The following is a 20,500-nucleotide window of genomic DNA, read 5'->3' on the forward strand; positions in this document are numbered from 1 at the left end:
CGTCCGGCATACTCGACGGGTGAGCACGATTCCCGAGATCCGCACCCTGCCCGTGCCCGACGGCCTGGAGGGCGAGCGCGTCGACGCCGCCATCTCCCGCATGTTCGGCTTCTCCCGTACCAAGGCCGCGGAGCTCGCCGCGGCGGGCAAGGTGCAGGTCGACGGATCGGTGGTCGGCAAGTCCGAGCGGGTGCACGGCGGTGCCTGGCTGGAGGTCGAGATGCCGCAAGCGCCCGCGCCCGTGCAGATCGTCGCCGAGCCCGTCGAGGGCATGGAGATCGTCCACGACGACGAGGACGTGGTCGTGATCGTCAAGCCCGTCGGCGTCGCGGCCCACCCGTCCCCGGGCTGGAGCGGCCCGACCGTCATCGGCGGACTGGCCGCCGCCGGGTACCGCATCTCCACCTCCGGCGCCGCCGAGCGCCAGGGCATCGTGCACCGCCTCGACGTCGGTACCTCCGGCCTGATGGCGGTGGCCAAGTCGGAGCGCGCGTACACCTCGCTCAAGCGCCAGTTCAAGGAGCGCACGGTCGACAAGCGCTACCACACGCTCGTGCAGGGCCACCCCGATCCGACCAGCGGCACCATCGACGCCCCCATCGGCCGCCACCCGCAGCACGACTACAAGTGGGCGGTCACCGCCGAGGGCAAGCCCTCCGTCACGCACTACGACCTCATCGAGGCCTTCCGCGCCGCCTCCCTGCTCGACGTGAAGCTGGAGACCGGCCGCACCCACCAGATCCGGGTCCACATGGCCGCCCACCGCCACCCCTGCGTCGGCGACCTTACGTACGGCGCCGACCCCACGCTCGGCAAGCGGCTGCACCTGACCCGCCAGTGGCTGCACGCGGTCCGGCTCGGCTTCGAGCACCCCGGCACCGGCGACTGGGTGGAGTACGCCAGCGACTACCCCGAGGACCTCCAGCTGGCCCTCGACCTGGTCCGCGAGGAGACCTACGGATGAGCGCCCCGGACCCGGCACCCGCCTACGTGGTGCGCGTCGCCGAGGACCCGGCCGACCGGGAGGCCTGCTTCGCGGTGCGCAAGGACGTCTTCGTCGCCGAGCAGAAGGTCCCCGAGGACATCGAGTACGACGCCTACGACGCGGACGCCGTGCACGTCCTCGCGGTCCGGGCGGACGGCGAGGCCCTGGGCACCGGCCGGCTCCTGCACGGTGCGGCGGCGGCCGCGAAGAACGGCGACGGCGACCCGGCCGTCGGCTCGCTCGGCCGCCTCGCGGTGACCGCGGCGGCCCGCGGTCTCGGCGTCGGCGCGGCCCTGGTGCGGGCCGTGGAGGACGCGGCACGCGAGCGCGGGCTCACCGCGGTGGACCTGCACGCGCAGACCCACGCCCTGGGTTTCTACGAGCGGCTGGGGTACGTGGCGTACGGACCCGAGTTTCCCGACGCCGGGATCCCGCACCGCGCGATGCGGCGCGCCCTGTAACCAGAGGCGCGGAACAGGCTGGTGGGGCGGGTGGCGTGGCAGGCTTGAGGTCCGCCGTGCCCATACCGAGACCCCACCGGAGCGGTGACCGTGGATCAGTTGGCCCTGTTGTTCATGCTGTTGCTCGGGGCCCTGCTGAGCGTCCCCCTCGGTGCCCGGCTCGGGCTGCCGGCGCCGGTCCTGATGACGGTCCTCGGGATCGTCCTCGCCCTGCTCGACTTCGTGCCCAACGTCGACATCCCGCCCGAACTCATCCTGCCCGCACTGCTGCCGCCGCTGCTGTACGCGGCCGTGCGGCGCACCTCCTGGCGGCAGTTCGCGGCCAACAAGCGCCCGATCTTCCTGCTGGCGGTGGCGCTGGTCTTCGTCACCATGGCCTGTGTGGCCACCGTCGCCCACGCGATCGTCCCGGGGCTGCCGATCGCCGCCGCCTTCGCGCTGGGCGCCCTGGTGGCACCGCCCGACCCGGTCGCGGCGACCGCCGTCGCCGGCCAGCTGGGGCTGCCGCGCCGCCTGGTGTCCATCCTGGAGGGCGAGGGGCTGTTCAACGACGTCACGGCGATCGTCCTCTACCACGTGGCCATCGCCGCGGCCGTCAGCGGCACCTTCTCGGCCTGGGAGGCGGGGCTCGACCTGGTGCTGTCCGCCGTCGTCGCCGTCGCCGTGGGACTAGCGCTGGGCTGGGGCTCCAACAAGCTGATGAGCCTCCTGGAGGACCCGACGCTCCAGATCGGCCTGACCCTGCTGGTGCCGTTCGTGAGCTACGTGGCCGCCGACGAACTGCACGGCTCGGGGGTGCTCGCCGTGCTCACCACCGCGATGTTCCTCGCCGAGTACGCCTCCGACGCGGACGACGTGATGACCAGGCTCGCCGGGCACACCGTGTGGGACGTCGTCGACACGCTGGTCACCGGCGTGGCCTTCGGGCTGATCGGCCTCGAACTGCACAACGCGATCCGCACCGCCTCCGGCCGCTGGACCGAGCTGCTGGGCTGGGCGGCCGCGGTCAGCGCCGTCGTCATCCTGGTCCGGCTGCTGTGGCTGCTGCCCGCCACCTGGCTGACCCAGCGGCTGCACGCCAGACGCGACCAGGACGAGGACATCCCGACGAGCTGGCGGGAGACCGTCGTCATGTGGTGGGCCGGGATGCGCGGCGTGGCCTCGGTCGCGCTGGCCCTCGCGATCCCGCTGGAGACGGAGGACGGCGCTGCCTTCCCGAACCGGGAGGAGATCATCTTCATCGCCTTCGGGGTGATCATGGTCACCCTGCTGCTCCAGGGGCTGACCCTGCCCTGGCTGGTGGGCCGGCTCGGCGTACGGGCGGACACCGAGCGGGAGCAGGCCTACGAGAAGGAGCTGGGCCTGCGGGCGGCCAAGGCGGCCAAGCAGCGGCTCAAGGAGATCGAGGCGGTGGAGGAACTGCCGGACGAGCTGGCCGAGCAGATGCTGCGCCGCGCCTACGACATCGGGGTGCGGATCAGCCCCGACCTCGGGGACGAGGAGCGCCGGGAGGCGCAGGAGCAGCGGGCGCGGCGGATCAAGCGGGTCCGGCGCATCCAGGGCGAGATGCTCAGCGCCGCCCGGCACGAGATCCTCGCGGCGCGCAGCGAACCCGGCTCCGACCCGGAGATCGTGGACCGGGTGCTGCGCCACCTGGACGTGCGCAGCCTGCGCTGAGCACGTCCGGCCGCTCGGCGGTCACAGACTCTTCGTGGGGTGCTCCGGGAAGCGGCGCATGCCCCCGTCGGAGGAGCGGCGGGGCCGGTGGACGCCGTCGCGGGACGGCCGCAGGGCCGCGTCCGCCGTGTTGACCCGCGGCAGGGCGTAGGGGTGCTCCTCGGCCAGCCAGCGGATCATCCCCTCACGGACCGTGACCCGCACCGTCCAGATGTCGTCCGCGTCCTTCGCCGTCACCAGCGCCCGCACCTGCATGGTGTTCTGGGTCGTCTCCGTGACCGTCAGGTTGTAGTCCCGTCCGTCCCAGGCCGGGCACTCGCGGAGCAGGTCGCGCAGCCGCTCGCGCATCCGGTCCAGGGGCGCCGTGTGGTCGAGGTGCCAGAAGACCGTGCCGGTCATCTGCGGGGTGCCGCGGGACCAGTTCTCGAACGGCTTGGAGGTGAAGTACGACACCGGCATGGTGATCCGGCGCTCGTCCCAGGTGCGCACCGTCAGGTACGTCAGCGTGATCTCCTCGACGGTGCCCCACTCGCCGTCCACCACGACCGTGTCGCCCATGCGCACCATGTCGCCGAAGGCGATCTGGAACCCGGCGAACATGTTGCTGAGCGTGGACTGCGCGGCTATACCGGCCACGATGCCGAGCAGTCCGGCCGAGGCCAGCAGCGAGGCGCCCGCCGCGCGCATGGCGGGGAAGGTGAGCAGCATCGAGGCCACGGCGACCACGCCGACGACCGCCGTGACCACCCGCATGATCAGCGACACCTGGGTGCGCACCCGGCGGACCCGGGCGGGGTTCCGCTGGGAGTGGGCGTGCGCGTAGCGGGAGTACGACGTCTCGACGACGGCGGCGGCGATCCGGATCACCAGCCAGGCCACCGAGCCGATCAGCAGCAGCGTCAGCAGCCGGCCGACCGCCGACCGGTGGTCGGGGAACACCTGCGCCTCGACGTACGACCCTCTCAGCAGGGCGGCGCAGAGCATCACCTGGTACGGGATGCGGGCACGGCGCAGCAGGCCCCACAGCGGCGTCTCGGGGTGCCGTCCGTCGGCCTTGCGCAGCAACAGGTCGGTGGCCCAGCCGATGACCAGCGTCAGCAGGACGGAGCCGCCGACCACGATCAGGGGGCGGAGTATCGTCTCCATGCCCTCGAACGTAACCGCCCGCGGCGTGCCGTGAACCTGTGACTTCCGTCCCGCCCGGGGTATCGCCGCGCATCGCGCCGTCACACCCGGCTGGCACCATGGCCTCATGAACATCGTGCTCTTTCACTCGACCCTCGGCCCGAGGCCCGCGGTGCGGCAGGCCGCCGACCGGCTGCGCGACGCCGGGCACCAGGTCTGGACCCCGGACCTCTACGAGGGCCGGACCTTCGACACGGTCGAGGAGGGCATGGCCCACCAGGACGGGATCGGCCGGGAGGAGCTGCTCAAGCGGGCCGTGCTGGCCGCCGCCCCGTATTCCGAGCGGGGACTGGTGTACGCCGGGTTCTCGCTCGGCGCGTCCATCGCCCAGACCCTCGCCCTCGGCGACCACCGGGCGCGCGGACTGCTCCTGCTGCACGGCACCTCGGACATCGCGGCCAACGCCGAGGTCGACGACCTGCCGGTCCAGCTGCACGTGGCCGAGCCGGACGCCTTCGAGACGGACGACTGGCTCAGCGCCTGGTATCTCCAGATGGGCCGGATCGGCGCCGACGTGGAGGTCCACCGCTACCCGGGGGCGGGCCACCTCTACACCGACCCCGAGCTGCCGGACTACGACGAGGAGGCGGCCGAGGCCACCTGGCGGGTGGCGCTCGGCTTCCTCGACTCGCTCGGCGAGGAGACGGCTCAGGCGGGCGAGTAGACGCGCTCCACCCGCTGGGTGCCGCTGCGGGTGCGGTAGGAGCGGACCCACCGGGACGTGGCGTGCGGGTCGGTGCGGTCGGAGACGGCGTAGTAGTCCATCTGCGCGCGCTCCGCCGTGATGTCCAGCACGCCGTAGCCGTGCCGGTCGGTGTCGACCCAGTGGACGTGCCGGTTCGCGGCCCGGATGACCGGTGCCGCGATCGCCGAGACGGTGCCCTCGGGGACCTTCACGATGTCGTCGAGGTTGTCGGAGGTCACGGAGGTGACGACGAACTCCGTGGCGGCGGAGGCGGACAGCGGGTACGTGCCGGCGTTGTACGGCACGTCGTTGGCCCACGCCATGTGGATGTCGCCGGTGAGGAACACGGTGTTGCGGACGGCGTTCGCGCGCAGGTGGGCCAGCAGTTCCCGGCGGTCGTCGGTGTAGCCGTCCCACTGGTCGGTGTTGAGGGCGAGGCCCTCCCTGGGCAGGCCGAGCAGCTCGGCGAGCGGCTTGAGCAGCTCGGCGGAGAGCGAGCCGATCGCGAACGGCGACATCATCACCGGGTTGCCGACCAGCCGCCAGGCGGTGTCCGAGGCGGCGAGGCCGGACTTGAGCCAGTCCAGCTGGGCGCGGCCGGTCACGGTGCGGTCCGGGTCGTCGACCTCGCCCTCGCCGATGCCCACCTGCTGCGAGCGGTAGGTGCGCAGGTCCAGCAGCGACAGGTCGGCCAGCTTGCCGAAGCGCAGCCGCCGGTAGGTGGTGCCGGCGATGGCCGGGCGCACCGGCATCCACTCGAAGTAGGCCCGCTTGGCGGCGGTCTGACGCGCCGCCCAGGCCCCCTCGGTGCCCTCGGTGTGGTTCTCGGCGCCGCCCGACCAGGTGTCGTTGGCGATCTCGTGGTCGTCCCAGATGGCCACGACCGGCGCGGCGGCGTGCAGCGCCTGGAGGTCGGGGTCGGTCTTGTACCGGCCGTGCCGTACGCGGTAGTCGGCGAGGGTGAGGATCTCGTGGGCCGGGGCGTGCGGCCGTACGACGGTGTCCCGGGTGCCGTACTCGCCGGTGCCGTACTCGTAGATGTAGTCGCCCAGGTGCAGCCAGGCGTCCAGGTCGCCGCGGGCCGCGAGATGGCGGTACGACGAGAAGTACCCGGCCTCCCAGTTGGCGCAGGAGACCACGCCGAACCGCAGCCCGGAGACGGCCGCGTCGGCCGCCGGCGCGGTGCGGGTGCGGGCGACGGGGGAGTCGGTGGGGCCCGCGGAGAAGCGGAACCAGTAGTCCGTGGCGGGGGCGAGACCGCGGATGTCCGCCTTCACGGTGTGGTCGGAGTCCGCGGTCGCGGTGACGGAGCCCTTGGCGACGATGTTCGTGAGGGCCTTGTCGGTGGCGACGACCCAGCTCACCACGGTGTCGGGACCGGCTCCCGAGCCCGGTATGGCCTCGGGCACCGGCGTCACGCGGGTCCAGAGCAGGACACCGTCGGGCAGCGGGTCGCCGGAGGCGACGCCGTGCAGGAAGGCGGGGGCGGTGCCGGCGGCGCCCGCGGGCAGGGCGGCGGCGAGCGGGGCGGCCAGGACGGCGCCGGCCGCCGCTGCCTTGACGACCGTACGGCGGCTCGGAGTTCGGGCGCCCGCGGGCTCGGCGGGCGACGGGACGGGAATCTCGGACGATCTGTGTCGACTGGTCACGGACGATCAGGTTACTGATCGGTATGCGCGCGAGCGGGCGAACTCGTAAAAGTTCGCCCGCTCGTACGTCGTGCGTCGGTGCGGCGTCACCCCCGTGCGGGGGTCACGCGGGGGTCACTTGGTGACCTTGGCGTCCTTGAGCGCCTTCTCCCAGTCGGCGACCGAGCTGGGGTTCTCGATCACCTTGTCGTTGATCTTGATGGTCGGGGTCGACTGGACGCCCTCGGCGGTGTCGAAGGACTTGCTCATCCGCATCGCCCAGGCGTCGTAGGTGCCCTTCTCCACGGCGTCCTGGAACTTCTTGTTGTTCTTCAGGGCGTCGACCGAGTTCGCCACCTTGATCAGGTAGTCGTCCTTGGCGAACTCGTCGCTGGACTCCTCCGGGTGGTACTCGGAGGAGTACAGGGCGGTCTTGTAGTCGATGAACGCCTCGGGGCTGACGTTGAGCGCGGCGCCGAGGGCGCTGAGCGCGTTCTTGGAACCCTCGCCGCTCAGGTTGCCGTCGAGGAAGGTGCCGATGGTGAAGGAGAGCTTGTAGTCGCCGTCCTCCATGCCCTTGTTGACGGTCTCGCCGATGTTCTGCTCGAAGGAGGCGCAGGCCGGGCAGCGCGGGTCCTCGTAGAGGTGGACGGTGTTGTCGGTCTTGGACTCGCCCATGGTGACCGTGGTGCCGTCCTTGCCCGAGGTGTTGGCCGGGGCCACCACCTTGGCGTCGGCGGCCGCTTCCCACTTCGAGGGCTGGTTGCCCTGGACGACGGCGTAGCTGATGCCGCCGGCTATCGCCAGCACGCCGACGATGGCGGCGGCCACGATGCCCTGCCGCTTGACCTTGTCGCGCTTGGCCTGACGCTCGCGCTCCACGCGCAGGCGCTCACGCGCCGCCGTCTTCGCCGCCTGGCTGTTCCGCTTGCTCATGATGGTGATCTCTCCGGGGACGCGCACACAGGGGTGTGCGGAAACTCGTACGGGGGGCTGCGGTGCTCGGTGAGGTCCGGTGACGGGTCACACGAGGGCGGCCGCGCACGGCGGTCCGCGACGTCCCAGGGAGTGCGTGAGGATCCGCTCGCGGGCGTCGGTGGTGCGGCCGGCCGGGACGACCGGGCGGCGCACCGCCGGGGCGCGGCGGCCGCGCACGGCCGCGACCGCGAGCAGCAGTGGCCGGAAGGTGGTCGCGGCCACCGCGCCGAGCAGCTGGGCCAGCGCCTTCTCGCCCCGCCGCAGCCAGGCCGCGGCGAGCAGTCCGACCCCGACGTGCGCGCCGAGCAGCAGCCAGGCGGTGCCGGGATCGGCGTCGGCGAGCAGCGCCGCCATCCGGTCGGTCTCGGCGCCGGTCACCCGGGTCAGCGGCGCGGTCACGCCCGCGTGCAGGCCGGTGCCGTCGCCGCACAGCACGTCGAAGCCGACGGAGCGCAGCGGGCCCGCGACGGGACCGCCCGCCCGGCCGTAGCAGACGTGCTGGCCGGTGGTGAAGACCGTGTCGGCGGCCAGCTCCAGCGGGATCAGCAGGGCGGCGATCCGCCCGAAGCCGCGCTCGCGCCGCCCGGCCAGGGCGTACGCGATCAGGAACACGGCGGCGGCGACGGCGGCCACCGTGGGCAGCGGCAGCGGAACCCCGGACAGCAGCACGTGCGACGCGGTGCTGAGGGTCACGACGAGTGCCGTGAACAGCGCCGCGCGTACGGCTCTGAGCGGGGTTCCGGATATGTCCATAGCAGTAGAAGAGTGTGTCACGGGGTCCGGTAAGGGACCCCTAAAGGGTTCCTGTGAGAGTGCCGACGGTTACAGACCCGGAATGCGGCCGTTGCGGAAGAGGTCGACGAAGGTCTGGTGGTCGGCACGGGCGCGTGCGCCGTACCGGTGCGCGAAGTCGGTCAGCAGGGGGGCGAAGTTCTCCTCGTCGGCCGCGATCGCCGCGTCGATGGCCCGCTCGGTGGAGAACGGCACCAGCGACTCGCCGGACTGGTCGTCGGCCGCCGCGTGCATGGTGGCCGTGGCCCGGCCCAGGTCGGCGACGACCTCGGCGATCTCCTCCGGGTCGTCGATGTCGCCCCAGTCCAGGTCGACGGCGTACGGCGAGACCTCGGCGACCAGCTGGCCGGAGCCGTCCAGCTCGGTCCAGCCCAGCCACGGGTCGGCGTGCGCCTGGAGGGCGCGCTGGGAGATCACCGTGCGGTGGCCCTCGTGCTGGAAGTAGTCCCGGATCGCCGGGTCGGTGATGTGCCGCGAGACCGCCGGGGTCTGGGCCTGCTTGATGTAGATCACGACGTCGTTCTCCAGGGCGTCGCTATTGCCCTCCAGGAGGATGTTGTACGAGGGCAGGCCGGCCGAGCCGATGCCGATGCCCCGGCGGCCCACGACGTCCTTCACGCGGTAGGAGTCGGGGCGGGCCAGGGAGGACTCCGGGAGCGTCTCCAGGTAGCCGTCGAAGGCCGCGAGCACCTTGTAGCGGGTGGCGGCGTCCAGCTCGACGGCGCCGCCGCCGGGGGCGAAGCGGCGCTCGAAGTCGCGGATCTCGGTCATCGAGTCCAGCAGCCCGAAGCGGGTCAGGGAGCGGGCCACCCGCAGCGCGCCCAGCAGCGGCCCCTCCGCGGTGTCCAGCGTGAAGGGCGGCACCTCGTCGCTCTTGGCGCCGGTGGCCAGGGCGTGGATCCGCTCGCGGTACGCGCCCGCGTACACCCGCACCAGCTCGGTGATCTGCTCGTCGCTGAACGCCTTCGCGTACCCGATCAGCGCGATGGAGGCGGCGAAGCGCTTGAGGTCCCAGGTGAAGGGGCCGACGTAGGCCTCGTCGAAGTCGTTGACGTTGAAGATCAGCCGGCCGGTGGAGTCCATGTACGTGCCGAAGTTCTCGGCGTGCAGGTCGCCGTGGATCCACACCCGGGAGGTCCGCTCGTCCAGGTAGGGGCCGCCGTCCTGCGCACCGAACTCCCGGTCCACGGTCAAATCGTGGTAAAAGAGGCATGCCGTGCCCCGGTAGAACGCGAAGGCCGAGGCCGCCATCTTCCGGAACTTCACGCGGAACGCCGCCGGGTCCGCGGCCAGCAGCTGGCCGAAGGCGGTGTCGAAGACGGCGAGGATCTCCTCGCCGCGGTGCTCCTCGTTGAGCTGCGGGACCGACATGCCTGGTGCCTCCTGGTGCGGGGTGGTGCCTGACGGGTGGAGCTGATCTCCCCTCGGCCCAACGTCCGAAGGGGTGCGGGAGTGCCCGCCCAAGAAGGTACGCGTGGGGGGGCCTCGGAGTGTCAGTCCCGAGGCATAGACTTCGACGCTGACCCCCCGGACTGACCGCAGCCCGTCGCCAACCGTTTTCCCAGGAGGCCGCACGTGTCCAAGCCGCCGTTCACGCACCTGCACGTCCACACCCAGTACTCGCTGCTGGACGGTGCCGCGCGGCTCAAGGACATGTTCGACGCCTGCAACGAGATGGGCATGTCGCACATCGCCATGTCCGACCACGGCAACCTGCACGGGGCGTACGACTTCTTCCACTCCGCGAAGAAGGCCGGGGTCACCCCGATCATCGGCATCGAGGCGTACGTCGCCCCCGAGTCGCGGCGGAACAAGCGCAAGATCCAGTGGGGCCAGCCGCACCAGAAGCGGGACGACGTCTCCGGTTCCGGTGGCTACACCCACAAGACGATGTGGGCGACCAACCGGACCGGCCTGCACAACCTCTTCAAGCTCTCCTCGGACGCCTACGCCGAGGGCTGGCTCCAGAAGTGGCCCCGGATGGACAAGGAGACCATCTCCCAGTGGTCCGAGGGCATCGTCGCCTCCACCGGCTGCCCCTCCGGCGAGGTCCAGACCCGGCTGCGCCTCGGCCACTTCGACGAGGCGCTGAAGGCGGCCGCCGACTACCAGGACATCTTCGGCAAGGACCGCTACTTCCTGGAGCTGATGGACCACGGCATCGAGATCGAGCACCGGGTCCGCGACGGCCTGCTGGAGATCGGCCGCAAGCTCGGCATCCCGCCCCTGGTCACCAACGACTCGCACTACACCTACGCGCACGAGGCGACCGCCCACGACGCGCTGCTGTGCATCCAGACCGGCAAGAACCTCTCCGACCCGGACCGCTTCCGCTTCGACGGCACCGGCTACTACCTGAAGTCGACGGACGAGATGTACGCCATCGACTCCTCCGACGCCTGGCAGGAGGGCTGCGCCAACACGCGCCTGATCGCCGAGATGATCGACACCACCGGCATGTTCGAGAAGCGCGACCTCATGCCGAAGTTCGACATCCCCGACGGCTTCACCGAGGTCACCTGGTTCCAGGAGGAGGTCCGCCGCGGCATGGAGCGCCGCTTCTCGGGCCAGGTCCCCGAGGACCGCCAGAAGCAGGCCGAGTACGAGATGGACGTCATCATCCAGATGGGGTTCCCGGGCTACTTCCTCGTGGTCGCCGACTTCATCATGTGGGCCAAGAACCAGGGCATCGCGGTCGGCCCCGGCCGAGGCTCCGCCGCCGGTTCGATCGTGGCCTACGCGATGGGCATCACCGACCTCGACCCCATCCCGCACGGCCTGATCTTCGAGCGGTTCCTCAACCCCGAGCGCGTCTCCATGCCCGACGTCGACATCGACTTCGACGAGCGCAGGCGCGTCGAGGTGATCAGGTACGTGACGGAGAAGTACGGCGCCGACAAGGTCGCCATGATCGGCACCTACGGCAAGATCAAGGCGAAGAACGCCATCAAGGACTCCGCGCGCGTGCTGGGCTACCCGTACGCGATGGGCGACCGGCTCACCAAGGCGATGCCCGCCGACGTCCTCGGCAAGGGCATCGACCTCAACGGCATCACGGACTCGACCCACCCCCGCTACAGCGAGGCCGGCGAGATCCGCTCGATGTACGAGAACGAGCCGGACGTGAAGAAGGTCATCGACACCGCCAAGGGCGTCGAGGGCCTGGTCCGGCAGATGGGCGTGCACGCGGCCGGCGTGATCATGTCCAGCGAGCCGATCGTCGACCACGCCCCCATCTGGGTGCGGCACACGGACGGCGTGACCATCACGCAGTGGGACTACCCGCAGTGCGAGTCGCTCGGCCTGCTGAAGATGGACTTCCTCGGCCTGCGCAACCTCACGATCATGGACGACGCCGTCAAGATGGTGAAGTCCAACAAGGGCGTCGACCTCGACCTGCTGTCCCTGCCGCTGGACGACCCGACCACCTTCGACCTGCTCCAGCGCGGCGACACGCTCGGCGTCTTCCAGTTCGACGGCGGACCGATGCGCTCGCTGCTGCGGCTGATGAAGCCCGACAACTTCGAAGACATCTCCGCCGTCTCCGCGCTCTACCGTCCCGGCCCGATGGGCATGGACTCGCACACCAACTACGCGCTCCGCAAGAACAACCTCCAGGAGATCACGCCGATCCACAAGGAGCTGGAGGAGCCCCTCCAGGAGGTCCTCGCGGTCACCTACGGCCTGATCGTGTACCAGGAGCAGGTGCAGAAGGCCGCCCAGATCATCGCGGGCTACTCGCTCGGCGAGGCCGACATCCTGCGCCGCGTGATGGGCAAGAAGAAGCCCGACGAACTGGCGAAGAACTTCGTCCTCTTCCAGGAGGGCGCCCGCAAGAAGGGCTACAGCGACGAGGCCATCCAGGCCCTGTGGGACGTCCTGGTCCCCTTCGCCGGCTACGCGTTCAACAAGGCGCACTCCGCCGCGTACGGCCTGGTCTCGTACTGGACGGCGTACCTCAAGGCCAACTACCCGGCCGAGTACATGGCGGCCCTGCTCACCTCGGTCAAGGACGACAAGGACAAGTCGGCCGTCTACCTCAACGAGTGCCGGCGCATGGGCATCAAGGTGCTCCCGCCCAACGTCAACGAGTCCATGTCGAACTTCGCCGCCCAGGGCGACGACGTGATCCTCTTCGGCCTCTCCGCCGTCCGCAACGTCGGCACCAACGTCGTCGAGTCGATCATCAGGTGCCGCAAGGCGAAGGGGAAGTACGCCTCCTTCCCCGACTACCTGGACAAGGTCGAGGCGGTCGTCTGCAACAAGCGCACCACCGAGTCGCTGATCAAGGCCGGCGCCTTCGACGAGATGGGGCACACCCGCAAGGGCCTCACCGCGCAGTACGAACCGATGATCGACAACGTGGTCGCGGTCAAGCGCAAGGAGGCCGAGGGGCAGTTCGACCTCTTCGGCGGCATGGGCGACGAGCAGAGCGACGAGCCGGGGTTCGGACTCGACGTGGTCTTCGGCGAGGACGAGTGGGACAAGACCTATCTGCTCGCCCAGGAGCGGGAGATGCTCGGTCTCTACGTCTCCGACCACCCGCTCTTCGGCCTGGAGCACGTGCTGTCCGACAAGGCCGACGCGGGCATCTCCCAGCTCACCGGCGGTGACTTCGGGGACGGCGCGGTCGTCACCATCGGCGGCATCATCTCCGGCCTCCAGCGCAAGATGACCAAGCAGGGCAACGCCTGGGCCATCGCCACCGTCGAGGACCTGGCCGGCTCCCTGGAGTGCATGTTCTTCCCGGCGACCTACCAGCTGGTGTCCACCCAACTCGTCGAAGACGCCGTGGTCTTCGTCAAGGGCAGGCTGGACAAGCGGGAGGACGTGCCGCGGCTGGTCGCGATGGAGCTCCAGGTCCCCGACCTGTCCAACGCGGGCACCAACGCGCCCGTGGTCCTCACCATCCCGGCCACCCGCATCACGCCGCCGATGGTCAGCCGCCTCGGCGAGATCCTCACCCACCACCGCGGCGACAGCGAGGTGCGGATCAAGCTCCAGGGCCCCACGAAGACGACGGTGCTCCGGCTGGACCGGCACCGGGTCAAGCCGGATCCGGCGCTCTTCGGCGACCTGAAGGTGCTGCTCGGGCCGTCCTGCCTGGCGGGCTGACGGGGCTCCGCCGAAAGCGGGCAAGGGGCGCTCCCGGTTGCCGGGCGCGCCCCATGCCAGTTGTGGCTGTGGTGCTGCTCAGTTGTGGCCGAAGCGCTTCCCGCGCTTGCGGGACGCGGCGTCGCCGGGCGTCGTCAGCTGCGGGGAGTGCTGCTCCTCGCGCTCCAGCACGTTCGACTCGGCCGCCTGCGGGGCGCGCTCGGCGTGGGGCTGCTTACGGTCACGGTTGTTCTTGTTCTTGGCCATGGTGATCTACCTCCTGAGGGGGATCTAGGGGCCAACGACGCAACCAGATTCACATAGGCCGATAAAGAACGCATATCGGGCAATTACCGTGCGTGACACGGCTGGTCGGGGTCCGGGCCGCCGAAACGCCACGCCGAAGATCGAGTTCGGGCCGTTAACCTCCGCGCCGTCGGGCAGACTCGAAGGAAGCCCGAAGCAAACCTCCCGGAAAGAGGGTGGATCGCGTGGACCGCTGCATCGTCCTGGTGGACGCCGGGTATCTGCTGGGGGCCGCCGCGAGTCTGCTCGCCGGGGAGCCCTCACGCTCGCGCATCACCGTCGACCACGCCGCCCTCATCCAGGGGCTGCGCGAGCGCGCCGAGTCCGACACCGGGCAGCCCCTGCTGCGCATCTACTGGTTCGACGGCGCCCCCGACCGCGTCCCGCAGCCCGAGCACCGCCGGCTGCGCGTGATGCCCCGGGTCACCGTCCGGCTGGGCGCCCTCACGCGCAGTGACGGCCGCTGGGCGCAGAAGGGCGTCGACGCCGCCATGCACGCCGAGCTGACCGAGCTGGCCCGCAACCGCGCCTGCTCCGACGTCGTCCTGGTGACCGGCGACGGCGACCTGCTGCCCGGCATGATGGCCGCCAAGGAGCACGGCGTCGCCGTCCACCTGTGGGCCGTACAGGCCGCCGACGGCGACTACAACCAGTCCGAGGACCTGGTCGCCGAGGCCGACGAACGCCGCGTCCTGGACCGTACGTGGATCACCAAGGCGGTACGCGCCAAGGAACTCGGCGGAATCTGCGCGCCGCCGCCCGTGCCCCGCCCCGAGATCGCCGCGATCCTCTCCGCGCCACTGCCCGAATCGGCCCTCTCGGCGACCGCCGAACGGCCCGCACAGGAACCCGAGCACCCCACGACGGCCGCCGGGCGCAACGGGGCGGAGGAGCGCGTACCGCCCGCCAAGGGCGTGCCCACCCCCAAGGACCTGGCCGCCCTGCGCGCCCCCGGTGCCCCGCATGCCCCGCAGCCGACCACCGCCACCCTGCGCTGGTCCTCCGACAAGGGCTGGGTCGACCGGCCCGCGGCGGAGCCGTCCGAGGCCGCCTCCATGCCGACGCTGGCCCAGCTCACCACGGCCGAGCAGCGCTGGGCCGACCGCGAGGAGGACATCACCACGGTCGGCGGCGACCCGTACGAGGTCGGTCAGGTCTTCGCCCGTCGCTGGCTGGAGCGCCTCGGCGACCACGGCCACCTGCAGAAACTCTCCGGGATGTACCCCCGCATCCCGCACCGCGTCGACGGGGAGCTGCTGCGCTACGCGGCCCGCTTCGGGCTGCTGGCCCACAAGGACGACCAGATCGACGAGCACGACCGGTACGCGATCCGGGCCGGGTTCTGGCGGGAGATCGACGTGCGGACGGCGACCGAACGCACCCCCGCGGCGGAGTGAGGCGCTCCGGCGCCGCCCCGGCTGAATCGACACTTATGGGCGGACCCGGGAGCGGGCCGGGGGGACGGACCCCGTAGTCTCGTCCCTTGTGAGTACGCGCGCGGCACAGGCACTACGACCCGGTGGCGGTGCCGTGTGCGCGGTGCGCGGACTGACCAAGACCTATCCGGCCCAGCGCGGCAGGCGCGGCGTCCCCGCCACCCCCGAGGTGCGGGCCACCGACGACGTGAGCCTGGACATCCGCCGCGGTGAGATCTTCGGCCTGCTCGGACCCAACGGCGCCGGCAAGTCCACCCTCGTACGCCAGCTCACCGGCCTCATGCGGCCCGACCGCGGCAGCGTGGAGATCCTCGGGCACGACGTCGTGCGCCACCCCGAGCGGGCCGCCCGGATCCTCGCCTACCTCGGACAGGAGTCCAGCGCCCTGGACGAGCTGACCGTGTCGCTCGCCGCCGAGACCACCGGGCGGCTGCGCGGCCTGGAGGTGCGGCAGGCGCGCGCCGAGCGGGACGCGGTCCTCGACGAGCTGGGCCTGACCCCCCTCGCCGCCCGCCCGATCAAGAAGCTCTCCGGCGGCCAGCGCCGCCTCGCCTGCTTCGCCGCCGCGCTGGTGGGGGAGCGCCCGCTGCTCGTGCTGGACGAGCCGACCACCGGCATGGACCCGGTGGCCCGGCGCGCGGTGTGGGCGGCCGTCGACCGGCGGCGGGCGGAGCGCGGCACCACCGTCCTGCTCGTCACCCACAACGTCATCGAGGCCGAGACCGTCCTCGACCGGGTCGCCGTCCTCGACCGGGGGCGCGTCATCGCCTGCGACACGCCCTCCGGGCTCAAGGAGAAGGTCGCCGGCGAGGTCCGGGTCGACCTGGTGTGGCGTGAGACGGCCCCCCTGCACGTCCCGGAGGTCGCCGCCCTGCGCGACCGCGTCGTCGAGTCGGGGCGGCGCTGGACGCTGCGCCTGGCCCCCGAGGAGGCCCGCGCGGTCGTCGCCACCGTCACCGGCGGTGCCGCCTTCGCCGCGCTCGACGACTTCACCCTCGCGACGCCCAGCCTGGAGGACGTGTACCTGGCACTGGGCGGCGCGGCGCGGCAGGGGCTGGTGAGGGCTTGAGCACACGCACGGTGAGCACATCGGCCGCCGCATCCGTACCCGTCAGGGCGACCGTCTCCAACGACCCCAACGAAGGGGAGCAGCGCGACGTGAGTGTCGTATCCGCCGATGTCCTGCCGGGTGGCGTCCTGGCCGTCGAGGAGCAGGACGCGGCCGAGCTGGGACCCAGGGCGCGGCTGTGGCCGTCCCTGGTGGCCGTGTACCGGGCGCAGCTGTCCCGGGCGCGGGTCGCGCGCATCCCGCTGCTCTTCGTGGCCACCTTCCAGTCGGTCGGCATCATGATCCTGATGCGCGGCGTGGTGGACGGCGGCGGCGAGGCCCGGGCCGTGGTCGCCGGTTCGGCGGTGCTCGTCGTGGCCTTCGTGGCGCTGAACCTGCTCGCCCAGTACTTCGGGCAGCTGCGCGCCAGCGGCGGCCTCGACCACTACGCGACGCTGCCGGTGCCGCCGGCCGCGGTGGTGCTGGGCGCGGCGGGCGCGTACGCGTCCTTCACGGTGCCCGGGACCGTCGTGACGGCGGTGTTCGGCTGTCTGCTGTACGGGCTCCCGATGACGCATCTGTGGGTGCTGGTGGCGGTGATCCCACTGGCGGGCGCCGCCCTCGCCGGACTGGGCGCGGCCCTCGGCCTGCTCGCGCCCCGGCCCGAGTTCGCCACCCTGCTGGGACAGCTGGGCATGTCGGCGGCGCTGCTGCTGGGCGTGCTGCCGGCCGAGCGGATGCCGGAGGCGGTCCGGCTGGTCCGGGACCTGCTGCCCTCGACGTACGGCGTGGAGGCGTTCGCGCGCACCTTCGGGGCGCGGCCCGACTGGGCCTTCGTCCTCGGGGACCTCGCGGTGTGCGCCGGGGTCGGTGTGATCTCCCTGGCCGTCGCCACCTGGGCGTACCGCAGGGCGGCCGTCCGGTGATGTGCCGCACCGGCGCGTTTGGCACGATGGCACGGTGACCGCTCCTCTGAATCCGCCACCCCCACCGAACGAACGCCCGCCGTACCGGGGCGGGCCGGTGCCGCCGCCCGTCGGCGCGCACGCGGTGGGGACCGCGCCCGGCGCACCGTACGACCACCACGGCGAACAGGACGGCCCCGGGATGCTGACGGAACTGCGGCAGGCGGCCGTGGCCGTACTGGCGATCGCCCTCTCCGGCGCGCTGCTGGGCGTGCTGTGGTGGAAGCTGGCCCCGACCGTGCCGCTGGTCGGCGACGTGGTCGACGAGCGCTGGGTGGTCTTCCTCAAGGAGTCCGAGGGCGAGCAGGCGATCGGCGTCGACGGAACGTTCACGCTGCTCGCGCTGGCGTTCGGGGCGCTCAGTGGGCTCGTGGTCTTCCTGCTGCGCCGGCGCGGCGGCGTGCCGCTGGTGGTGGCGCTGGGCGTCGGCGGACTGCTCGGCTCGCTCCTGGCGTGGCGGGTCGGCGTGTGGCTCGGCCCCGCACAGGACGTGATCGCGCACGCGATGGACGTGGGCAAGGGCGTGACGTTCGACGCGCCGCTGAAGCTGGGCGCGAAGGGCGTGCTGCTGGCCTGGTCGCTGGCGGCGCTCGTCGTCCACCTGGGACTGACGGGACTGTTCGGCCCCAGGGACCCGGAGCCGGACCCCTGGCCGGCGCCGTACGGGGACAAGCCGGCGTAGCTCCCGCCGACGACGCGGCTCTCGTGCCGTCGCCCGGTCTAGGCGGGGCGGCGGCCGTGGTTCGCCCGCCGCTTCCTGATGCGCCACCTGCGTTTGCGGGTTCTCTTCGACATGTTCTGTCTGATTAGCCGAGAACGGCGCCGTCGTCGAGTGGTTACGCGCGCCCGATCGGCGCGAGGACCGCGTCCGTCAGCTCGGCGAGGTCGCCGGGGGACAGCTCGACCTCCAGGCCGCGGCGGCCCGCCGAGACGCAGACCGTGGCGTGCCCCGAGGCCGACGAGTCCAGGACCGTCGCGAGCCGCTTGCGCTGGCCCAGCGGCGAGATGCCGCCCCGCACATAGCCCGTGGTGCGCTCGGCCAGCGCCGGGTCGGCCATCGCCGCGCGCTTGCCGCCCACCGCGGCCGCCAGGGCCTTCAGGTCCAGCTGGCCCGCCACCGGCACCACCGCGACCGTCAGGGCGCCGTCGACGTCCGCCACCAGCGTCTTGAAGACCCGCTCAGGGGAGACGCCCATCGCCTCGGCCGCCTCCTCGCCGTAGGACGGGTGCGCGGGGTCGTGCTCGTAGGCGTGCACGGTGTACGCCACCCCGGCCGCCGTGAGCGCCACCGTCGCGGGGGTGCCGCCGGACTGCTGCTTCTTCGACTTCTTCGCCATACGGGCCGGTACCTCAGTTGAGACTCGTCGGGCCGCGCGTCAGTTCCGACGCGGGCAGGGACGGCAGCGTACGGATGACGGCGGTCTCGGAGCGAAGGAGTTTCAGCTCGTCCCGCAGACGGGACGCGGTGTCCGGAGCCTGGAGCAGACGCTGCTTCGTCGGCGTGTCGAGCATCATCGCGGCGGCGACCAGGTACGAGACCACGCCCGGTTCGTCCGGCAGCTCGGCGCCGGTGGCCAGCGACCTCTCGCGCGCCCCCGCCAGCCGCTTCTGGTACTGCCGGAAGGACCGCAGGACGCCCTCGGCCAGCGCGCCCGCCTCGTCGCCCGGTTCCTCCGACAGCGGTTCCAGCTCCGCCGTCAGGAAGGGGCCCGACGCGTCCACCGAGACCAGGCGCACCCGGTTCGTGCCGGTCGCCAGCACCTCGAAGGTGCCGTCGGCCCGCTCGCGGATCGTCGCCGCGTCCGCGATGCAGCCCACCTTGTGGAACGCCTTCAGCGGATCGGAGCCGAACCCGGCCGTCGGCCCGCGTTCCGGCGTGGCCGTCGGGTCGGGCAGGCCGGGAGCGCTCTGGGCCACCTCGTAGCCGTCGCGGATCGCCACGACGGCGAACCTGCGGGGTTCGTCCTCGGAGGTCTTCAGCAGTTCGCGCATCATGGCGCGATAGCGCTCCTCGAAGATGTTGAGGGGGAGCACCAGCCCCGGGAACAGGACGGAGTTCAACGGGAAGAGGGGGAGCCGGACGGTGGTCACGACGCAGAAGCCTAATGGTCGTCGCGACCGACGCGTCCGCCCCGCCCACTTCGTGGATGGCCCGAACCCGTCCTCGGCGGCGCGGCGGCCACGCCCGCGCGGACATCGGCGCGCACCTGGAGGAAGCGGCCGAGTGGATCGTCCGTCTCCCGGTCCCACGGAAAGGACGTGACGTACGGGCCGGTCAGCCGGAGCTGTTCCGCCGCGTCCGCGAGCCGGTCCAGGCGCACGAGGACGTACGCCAGCAGGTTCCGCAGCTCCGCCGCCCACGGGTCGGCCGCCGGGTGGGCCGCCGACAGGGCCACCGCGCGGTCGGCGGCCGCGTCCAGACGGACACGGAGGTCACGCGGGGGTGCGCCGGTCGCGGAGCCGGCGTCGGCGGCCCGCAGACAGGTGAAGGCCGCCCGCAGCGGCAGCGCCCGGACCAGGGCGTCCTCGGGGGCGTCCTGCGCGGCCGTCTCGGCGAAGTCCAGGCATTCGCGGTGGGCGCCGGGTGAGGCGGCGGCGAGGTATTCCAGGGCCGCGACGTGGCAGCCGTAGTGGTGCGGGGAGCGGCGGACCGCCTGTCCCCACAGCCGCTCGAACTCGGCGTGTCCGGCGCCGGCGCCCCGCGCCGCGTCCAGCGCCGTGCGCCACGGCACCGGGTCGGGTCCGGCGGCCTCGGCCGCCGCGGTGACCGCGGGCACGATCTGGCGCAGGAGCAGGGCACGGTCCGGCGAGTCCCAGTGGCGGGTCACCGCCAGGCGGGCCGCGACCAGCAGGGCGTCGGGGTCCTGCGGGTCGGTGATGCGCCAGGCGTCGAGCCACTCCGAGCGGGAGCGGGAGAAGGCGGCGAGCCGGGTGGTGTACCGGTCGCGGTGCTCCCACTCCGCCCGCTGCCGGGTGCCGGTGAGGAGGCCGGCCGCCGGGGTGTGCTCGCCGCGGGCCGCCGCGAGGAGGGCGGGGGCGAGGCGGTCGTCGGGGGCGTCGAGGAGCACGTCGTCGTCTTGGTCGGGCCGGGTGCTCCGGGCGCGGGCCCGGGCGGCCGCGGTCCGGAGGAACGCGCGCAGCATGGTGTCTACGACGGTCGACCGGGCGGGATGGTTGTGCCTCGGCTTCCCGTTCGGCCGATTTGTGTTCCCACCCGCACCACCGTGCGGCTTTCGTGGTCGGGTGCGGGTGGCCCCGAC

At 72.0% G+C, this 20,500-nt stretch carries 18 protein-coding genes; 9 read left to right on the forward strand and 9 right to left on the reverse strand.

The window, feature by feature from the left end:
* Positions 1-19: 19 nt before the first annotated feature.
* The 3 genes from ACZ67M_RS04735 (at position 20) to ACZ67M_RS04745 (ending at position 3,123) form a co-directional block, all read left to right on the forward strand.
* Positions 20-964 carry an RluA family pseudouridine synthase gene (locus ACZ67M_RS04735; RefSeq protein WP_361361510.1) on the forward strand — a complete coding sequence of 315 codons (945 nt, stop codon included), beginning with the start codon at positions 20-22 and terminating at the stop codon, positions 962-964.
* A complete protein-coding gene (locus ACZ67M_RS04740) occupies positions 961-1,446 on the forward strand; it encodes a GNAT family N-acetyltransferase (RefSeq protein ID WP_469849546.1) in 486 nt (161 codons plus the stop codon). Before ACZ67M_RS04735 ends, ACZ67M_RS04740 begins: the two co-directional genes overlap by 4 nt.
* Before the next feature lie 90 nt (positions 1,447-1,536).
* Positions 1,537-3,123, forward strand: coding sequence for a Na+/H+ antiporter (locus tag ACZ67M_RS04745; RefSeq protein ID WP_361361506.1), 1,587 nt, complete (start codon positions 1,537-1,539; stop codon positions 3,121-3,123).
* A 21-nt stretch (positions 3,124-3,144) separates the two neighbouring features.
* Here the strand turns inward: ACZ67M_RS04745 and ACZ67M_RS04750 are convergent, their stop codons facing one another.
* Positions 3,145-4,269 (reverse strand): mechanosensitive ion channel family protein, encoded by a 1,125-nt coding sequence (locus ACZ67M_RS04750; protein WP_361361504.1) that lies wholly within the window; start codon positions 4,267-4,269, stop codon positions 3,145-3,147.
* A 106-nt stretch (positions 4,270-4,375) separates the two neighbouring features.
* Between ACZ67M_RS04750 and ACZ67M_RS04755 the strand changes: the two genes are divergently transcribed.
* A complete protein-coding gene (locus tag ACZ67M_RS04755) occupies positions 4,376-4,972 on the forward strand; it encodes a dienelactone hydrolase family protein (RefSeq protein ID WP_161327798.1) in 597 nt (198 codons plus the stop codon).
* On the opposite strand, the gene ACZ67M_RS04760 is transcribed toward ACZ67M_RS04755, so the two are convergent.
* The 4 genes from ACZ67M_RS04760 to ACZ67M_RS04775 all read right to left on the reverse strand — a co-directional run bounded on the left by ACZ67M_RS04760 (position 4,957) and on the right by ACZ67M_RS04775 (position 9,762).
* Positions 4,957-6,642 carry an alkaline phosphatase D family protein gene (locus ACZ67M_RS04760; RefSeq protein WP_469849548.1) on the reverse strand — a complete coding sequence of 562 codons (1,686 nt, stop codon included), beginning with the start codon at positions 6,640-6,642 and terminating at the stop codon, positions 4,957-4,959. The genes ACZ67M_RS04755 and ACZ67M_RS04760 overlap by 16 nt on opposite strands.
* 114 nt (positions 6,643-6,756) lie before the next feature.
* Positions 6,757-7,557, reverse strand: coding sequence for a DsbA family protein (locus ACZ67M_RS04765; RefSeq protein ID WP_360894444.1), 801 nt, complete (start codon positions 7,555-7,557; stop codon positions 6,757-6,759).
* 87 nt (positions 7,558-7,644) lie between these two features.
* On the reverse strand, positions 7,645-8,352 hold the full coding sequence (locus ACZ67M_RS04770) for a hypothetical protein (RefSeq protein WP_361361499.1): 708 nt from the start codon (positions 8,350-8,352) through the stop codon (positions 7,645-7,647).
* A gap of 69 nt (positions 8,353-8,421) precedes the next feature.
* Positions 8,422-9,762 carry a DUF2252 domain-containing protein gene (locus ACZ67M_RS04775; RefSeq protein WP_361361497.1) on the reverse strand — a complete coding sequence of 447 codons (1,341 nt, stop codon included), beginning with the start codon at positions 9,760-9,762 and terminating at the stop codon, positions 8,422-8,424.
* A gap of 204 nt (positions 9,763-9,966) precedes the next feature.
* On the opposite strand from ACZ67M_RS04775, the gene dnaE reads away from it, so the two are divergent.
* Positions 9,967-13,506, forward strand: a complete 3,540-nt coding sequence (gene dnaE, locus ACZ67M_RS04780; protein WP_361361495.1) for a DNA polymerase III subunit alpha — start codon at positions 9,967-9,969, stop codon at positions 13,504-13,506.
* Positions 13,507-13,584: 78 nt separating this feature from the next.
* Here dnaE and ACZ67M_RS04785 read toward each other — a convergent pair whose 3' ends face one another.
* Entirely contained in the window at positions 13,585-13,752 is a 168-nt protein-coding gene (locus ACZ67M_RS04785; RefSeq protein ID WP_107420121.1) for a hypothetical protein, read from the reverse strand.
* Between the two features lie 224 nt (positions 13,753-13,976).
* On the opposite strand from ACZ67M_RS04785, the gene ACZ67M_RS04790 reads away from it, so the two are divergent.
* The 4 genes from ACZ67M_RS04790 (at position 13,977) to ACZ67M_RS04805 (ending at position 17,922) form a co-directional block, all read left to right on the forward strand.
* Positions 13,977-15,188 carry an NYN domain-containing protein gene (locus tag ACZ67M_RS04790; RefSeq protein ID WP_469849550.1) on the forward strand — a complete coding sequence of 404 codons (1,212 nt, stop codon included), beginning with the start codon at positions 13,977-13,979 and terminating at the stop codon, positions 15,186-15,188.
* Positions 15,189-15,321: 133 nt separating this feature from the next.
* The gene (locus ACZ67M_RS04795) at positions 15,322-16,296 is read left to right on the forward strand and encodes an ABC transporter ATP-binding protein (protein WP_125491064.1); all 975 of its coding nucleotides are present in this window, start codon (positions 15,322-15,324) and stop codon (positions 16,294-16,296) included.
* Positions 16,297-16,385: 89 nt separating this feature from the next.
* Entirely contained in the window at positions 16,386-17,201 is an 816-nt protein-coding gene (locus ACZ67M_RS04800) for an ABC transporter permease (RefSeq protein ID WP_122614994.1), read from the forward strand.
* Between the two features lie 34 nt (positions 17,202-17,235).
* Complete coding sequence (locus tag ACZ67M_RS04805) at positions 17,236-17,922, forward strand: AAA family ATPase (protein ID WP_469849552.1); 687 nt, start codon at positions 17,236-17,238, stop codon at positions 17,920-17,922.
* Between the two features lie 154 nt (positions 17,923-18,076).
* On the opposite strand, the gene ybaK is transcribed toward ACZ67M_RS04805, so the two are convergent.
* Genes ybaK through ACZ67M_RS04820 form a run of 3 tightly spaced genes read right to left on the reverse strand, consistent with a single transcriptional unit; the run spans position 18,077 to position 20,383 of the window.
* Positions 18,077-18,577, reverse strand: coding sequence for a Cys-tRNA(Pro) deacylase (ybaK, locus tag ACZ67M_RS04810; RefSeq protein ID WP_392009223.1), 501 nt, complete (start codon positions 18,575-18,577; stop codon positions 18,077-18,079).
* A gap of 13 nt (positions 18,578-18,590) precedes the next feature.
* Positions 18,591-19,331, reverse strand: a complete 741-nt coding sequence (locus ACZ67M_RS04815) for an LON peptidase substrate-binding domain-containing protein (RefSeq protein ID WP_352156251.1) — start codon at positions 19,329-19,331, stop codon at positions 18,591-18,593.
* An 11-nt stretch (positions 19,332-19,342) separates the two neighbouring features.
* A complete protein-coding gene (locus ACZ67M_RS04820; RefSeq protein WP_392240089.1) occupies positions 19,343-20,383 on the reverse strand; it encodes a hypothetical protein in 1,041 nt (346 codons plus the stop codon).
* Positions 20,384-20,500: the final 117 nt, after the last annotated feature.

The organism is Streptomyces sp. NPDC107500, assembly GCF_055582785.1.

What these genes read in the sequence shown, in the direction of transcription:
- ACZ67M_RS04740 (WP_469849546.1), top strand. Translation starts at nt 961, where the DNA reads ATGAGCGCCCCGGACCCGGCACCCGCCTACGTGGTGCGCGTCGCCGAG.
- ACZ67M_RS04750 (WP_361361504.1), bottom strand. Translation starts at nt 4,269, where the DNA reads ATGGAGACGATACTCCGCCCCCTGATCGTGGTCGGCGGCTCCGTCCTG.
- ACZ67M_RS04755 (WP_161327798.1), top strand. Translation starts at nt 4,376, where the DNA reads ATGAACATCGTGCTCTTTCACTCGACCCTCGGCCCGAGGCCCGCGGTG.
- ACZ67M_RS04765 (WP_360894444.1), bottom strand. Translation starts at nt 7,557, where the DNA reads ATGAGCAAGCGGAACAGCCAGGCGGCGAAGACGGCGGCGCGTGAGCGC.
- ACZ67M_RS04770 (WP_361361499.1), bottom strand. Translation starts at nt 8,352, where the DNA reads ATGGACATATCCGGAACCCCGCTCAGAGCCGTACGCGCGGCGCTGTTC.
- ACZ67M_RS04775 (WP_361361497.1), bottom strand. Translation starts at nt 9,762, where the DNA reads ATGTCGGTCCCGCAGCTCAACGAGGAGCACCGCGGCGAGGAGATCCTC.
- ACZ67M_RS04785 (WP_107420121.1), bottom strand. Translation starts at nt 13,752, where the DNA reads ATGGCCAAGAACAAGAACAACCGTGACCGTAAGCAGCCCCACGCCGAG.
- ybaK (WP_392009223.1), bottom strand. Translation starts at nt 18,577, where the DNA reads ATGGCGAAGAAGTCGAAGAAGCAGCAGTCCGGCGGCACCCCCGCGACG.
- ACZ67M_RS04820 (WP_392240089.1), bottom strand. Translation starts at nt 20,383, where the DNA reads ATGCTGCGCGCGTTCCTCCGGACCGCGGCCGCCCGGGCCCGCGCCCGG.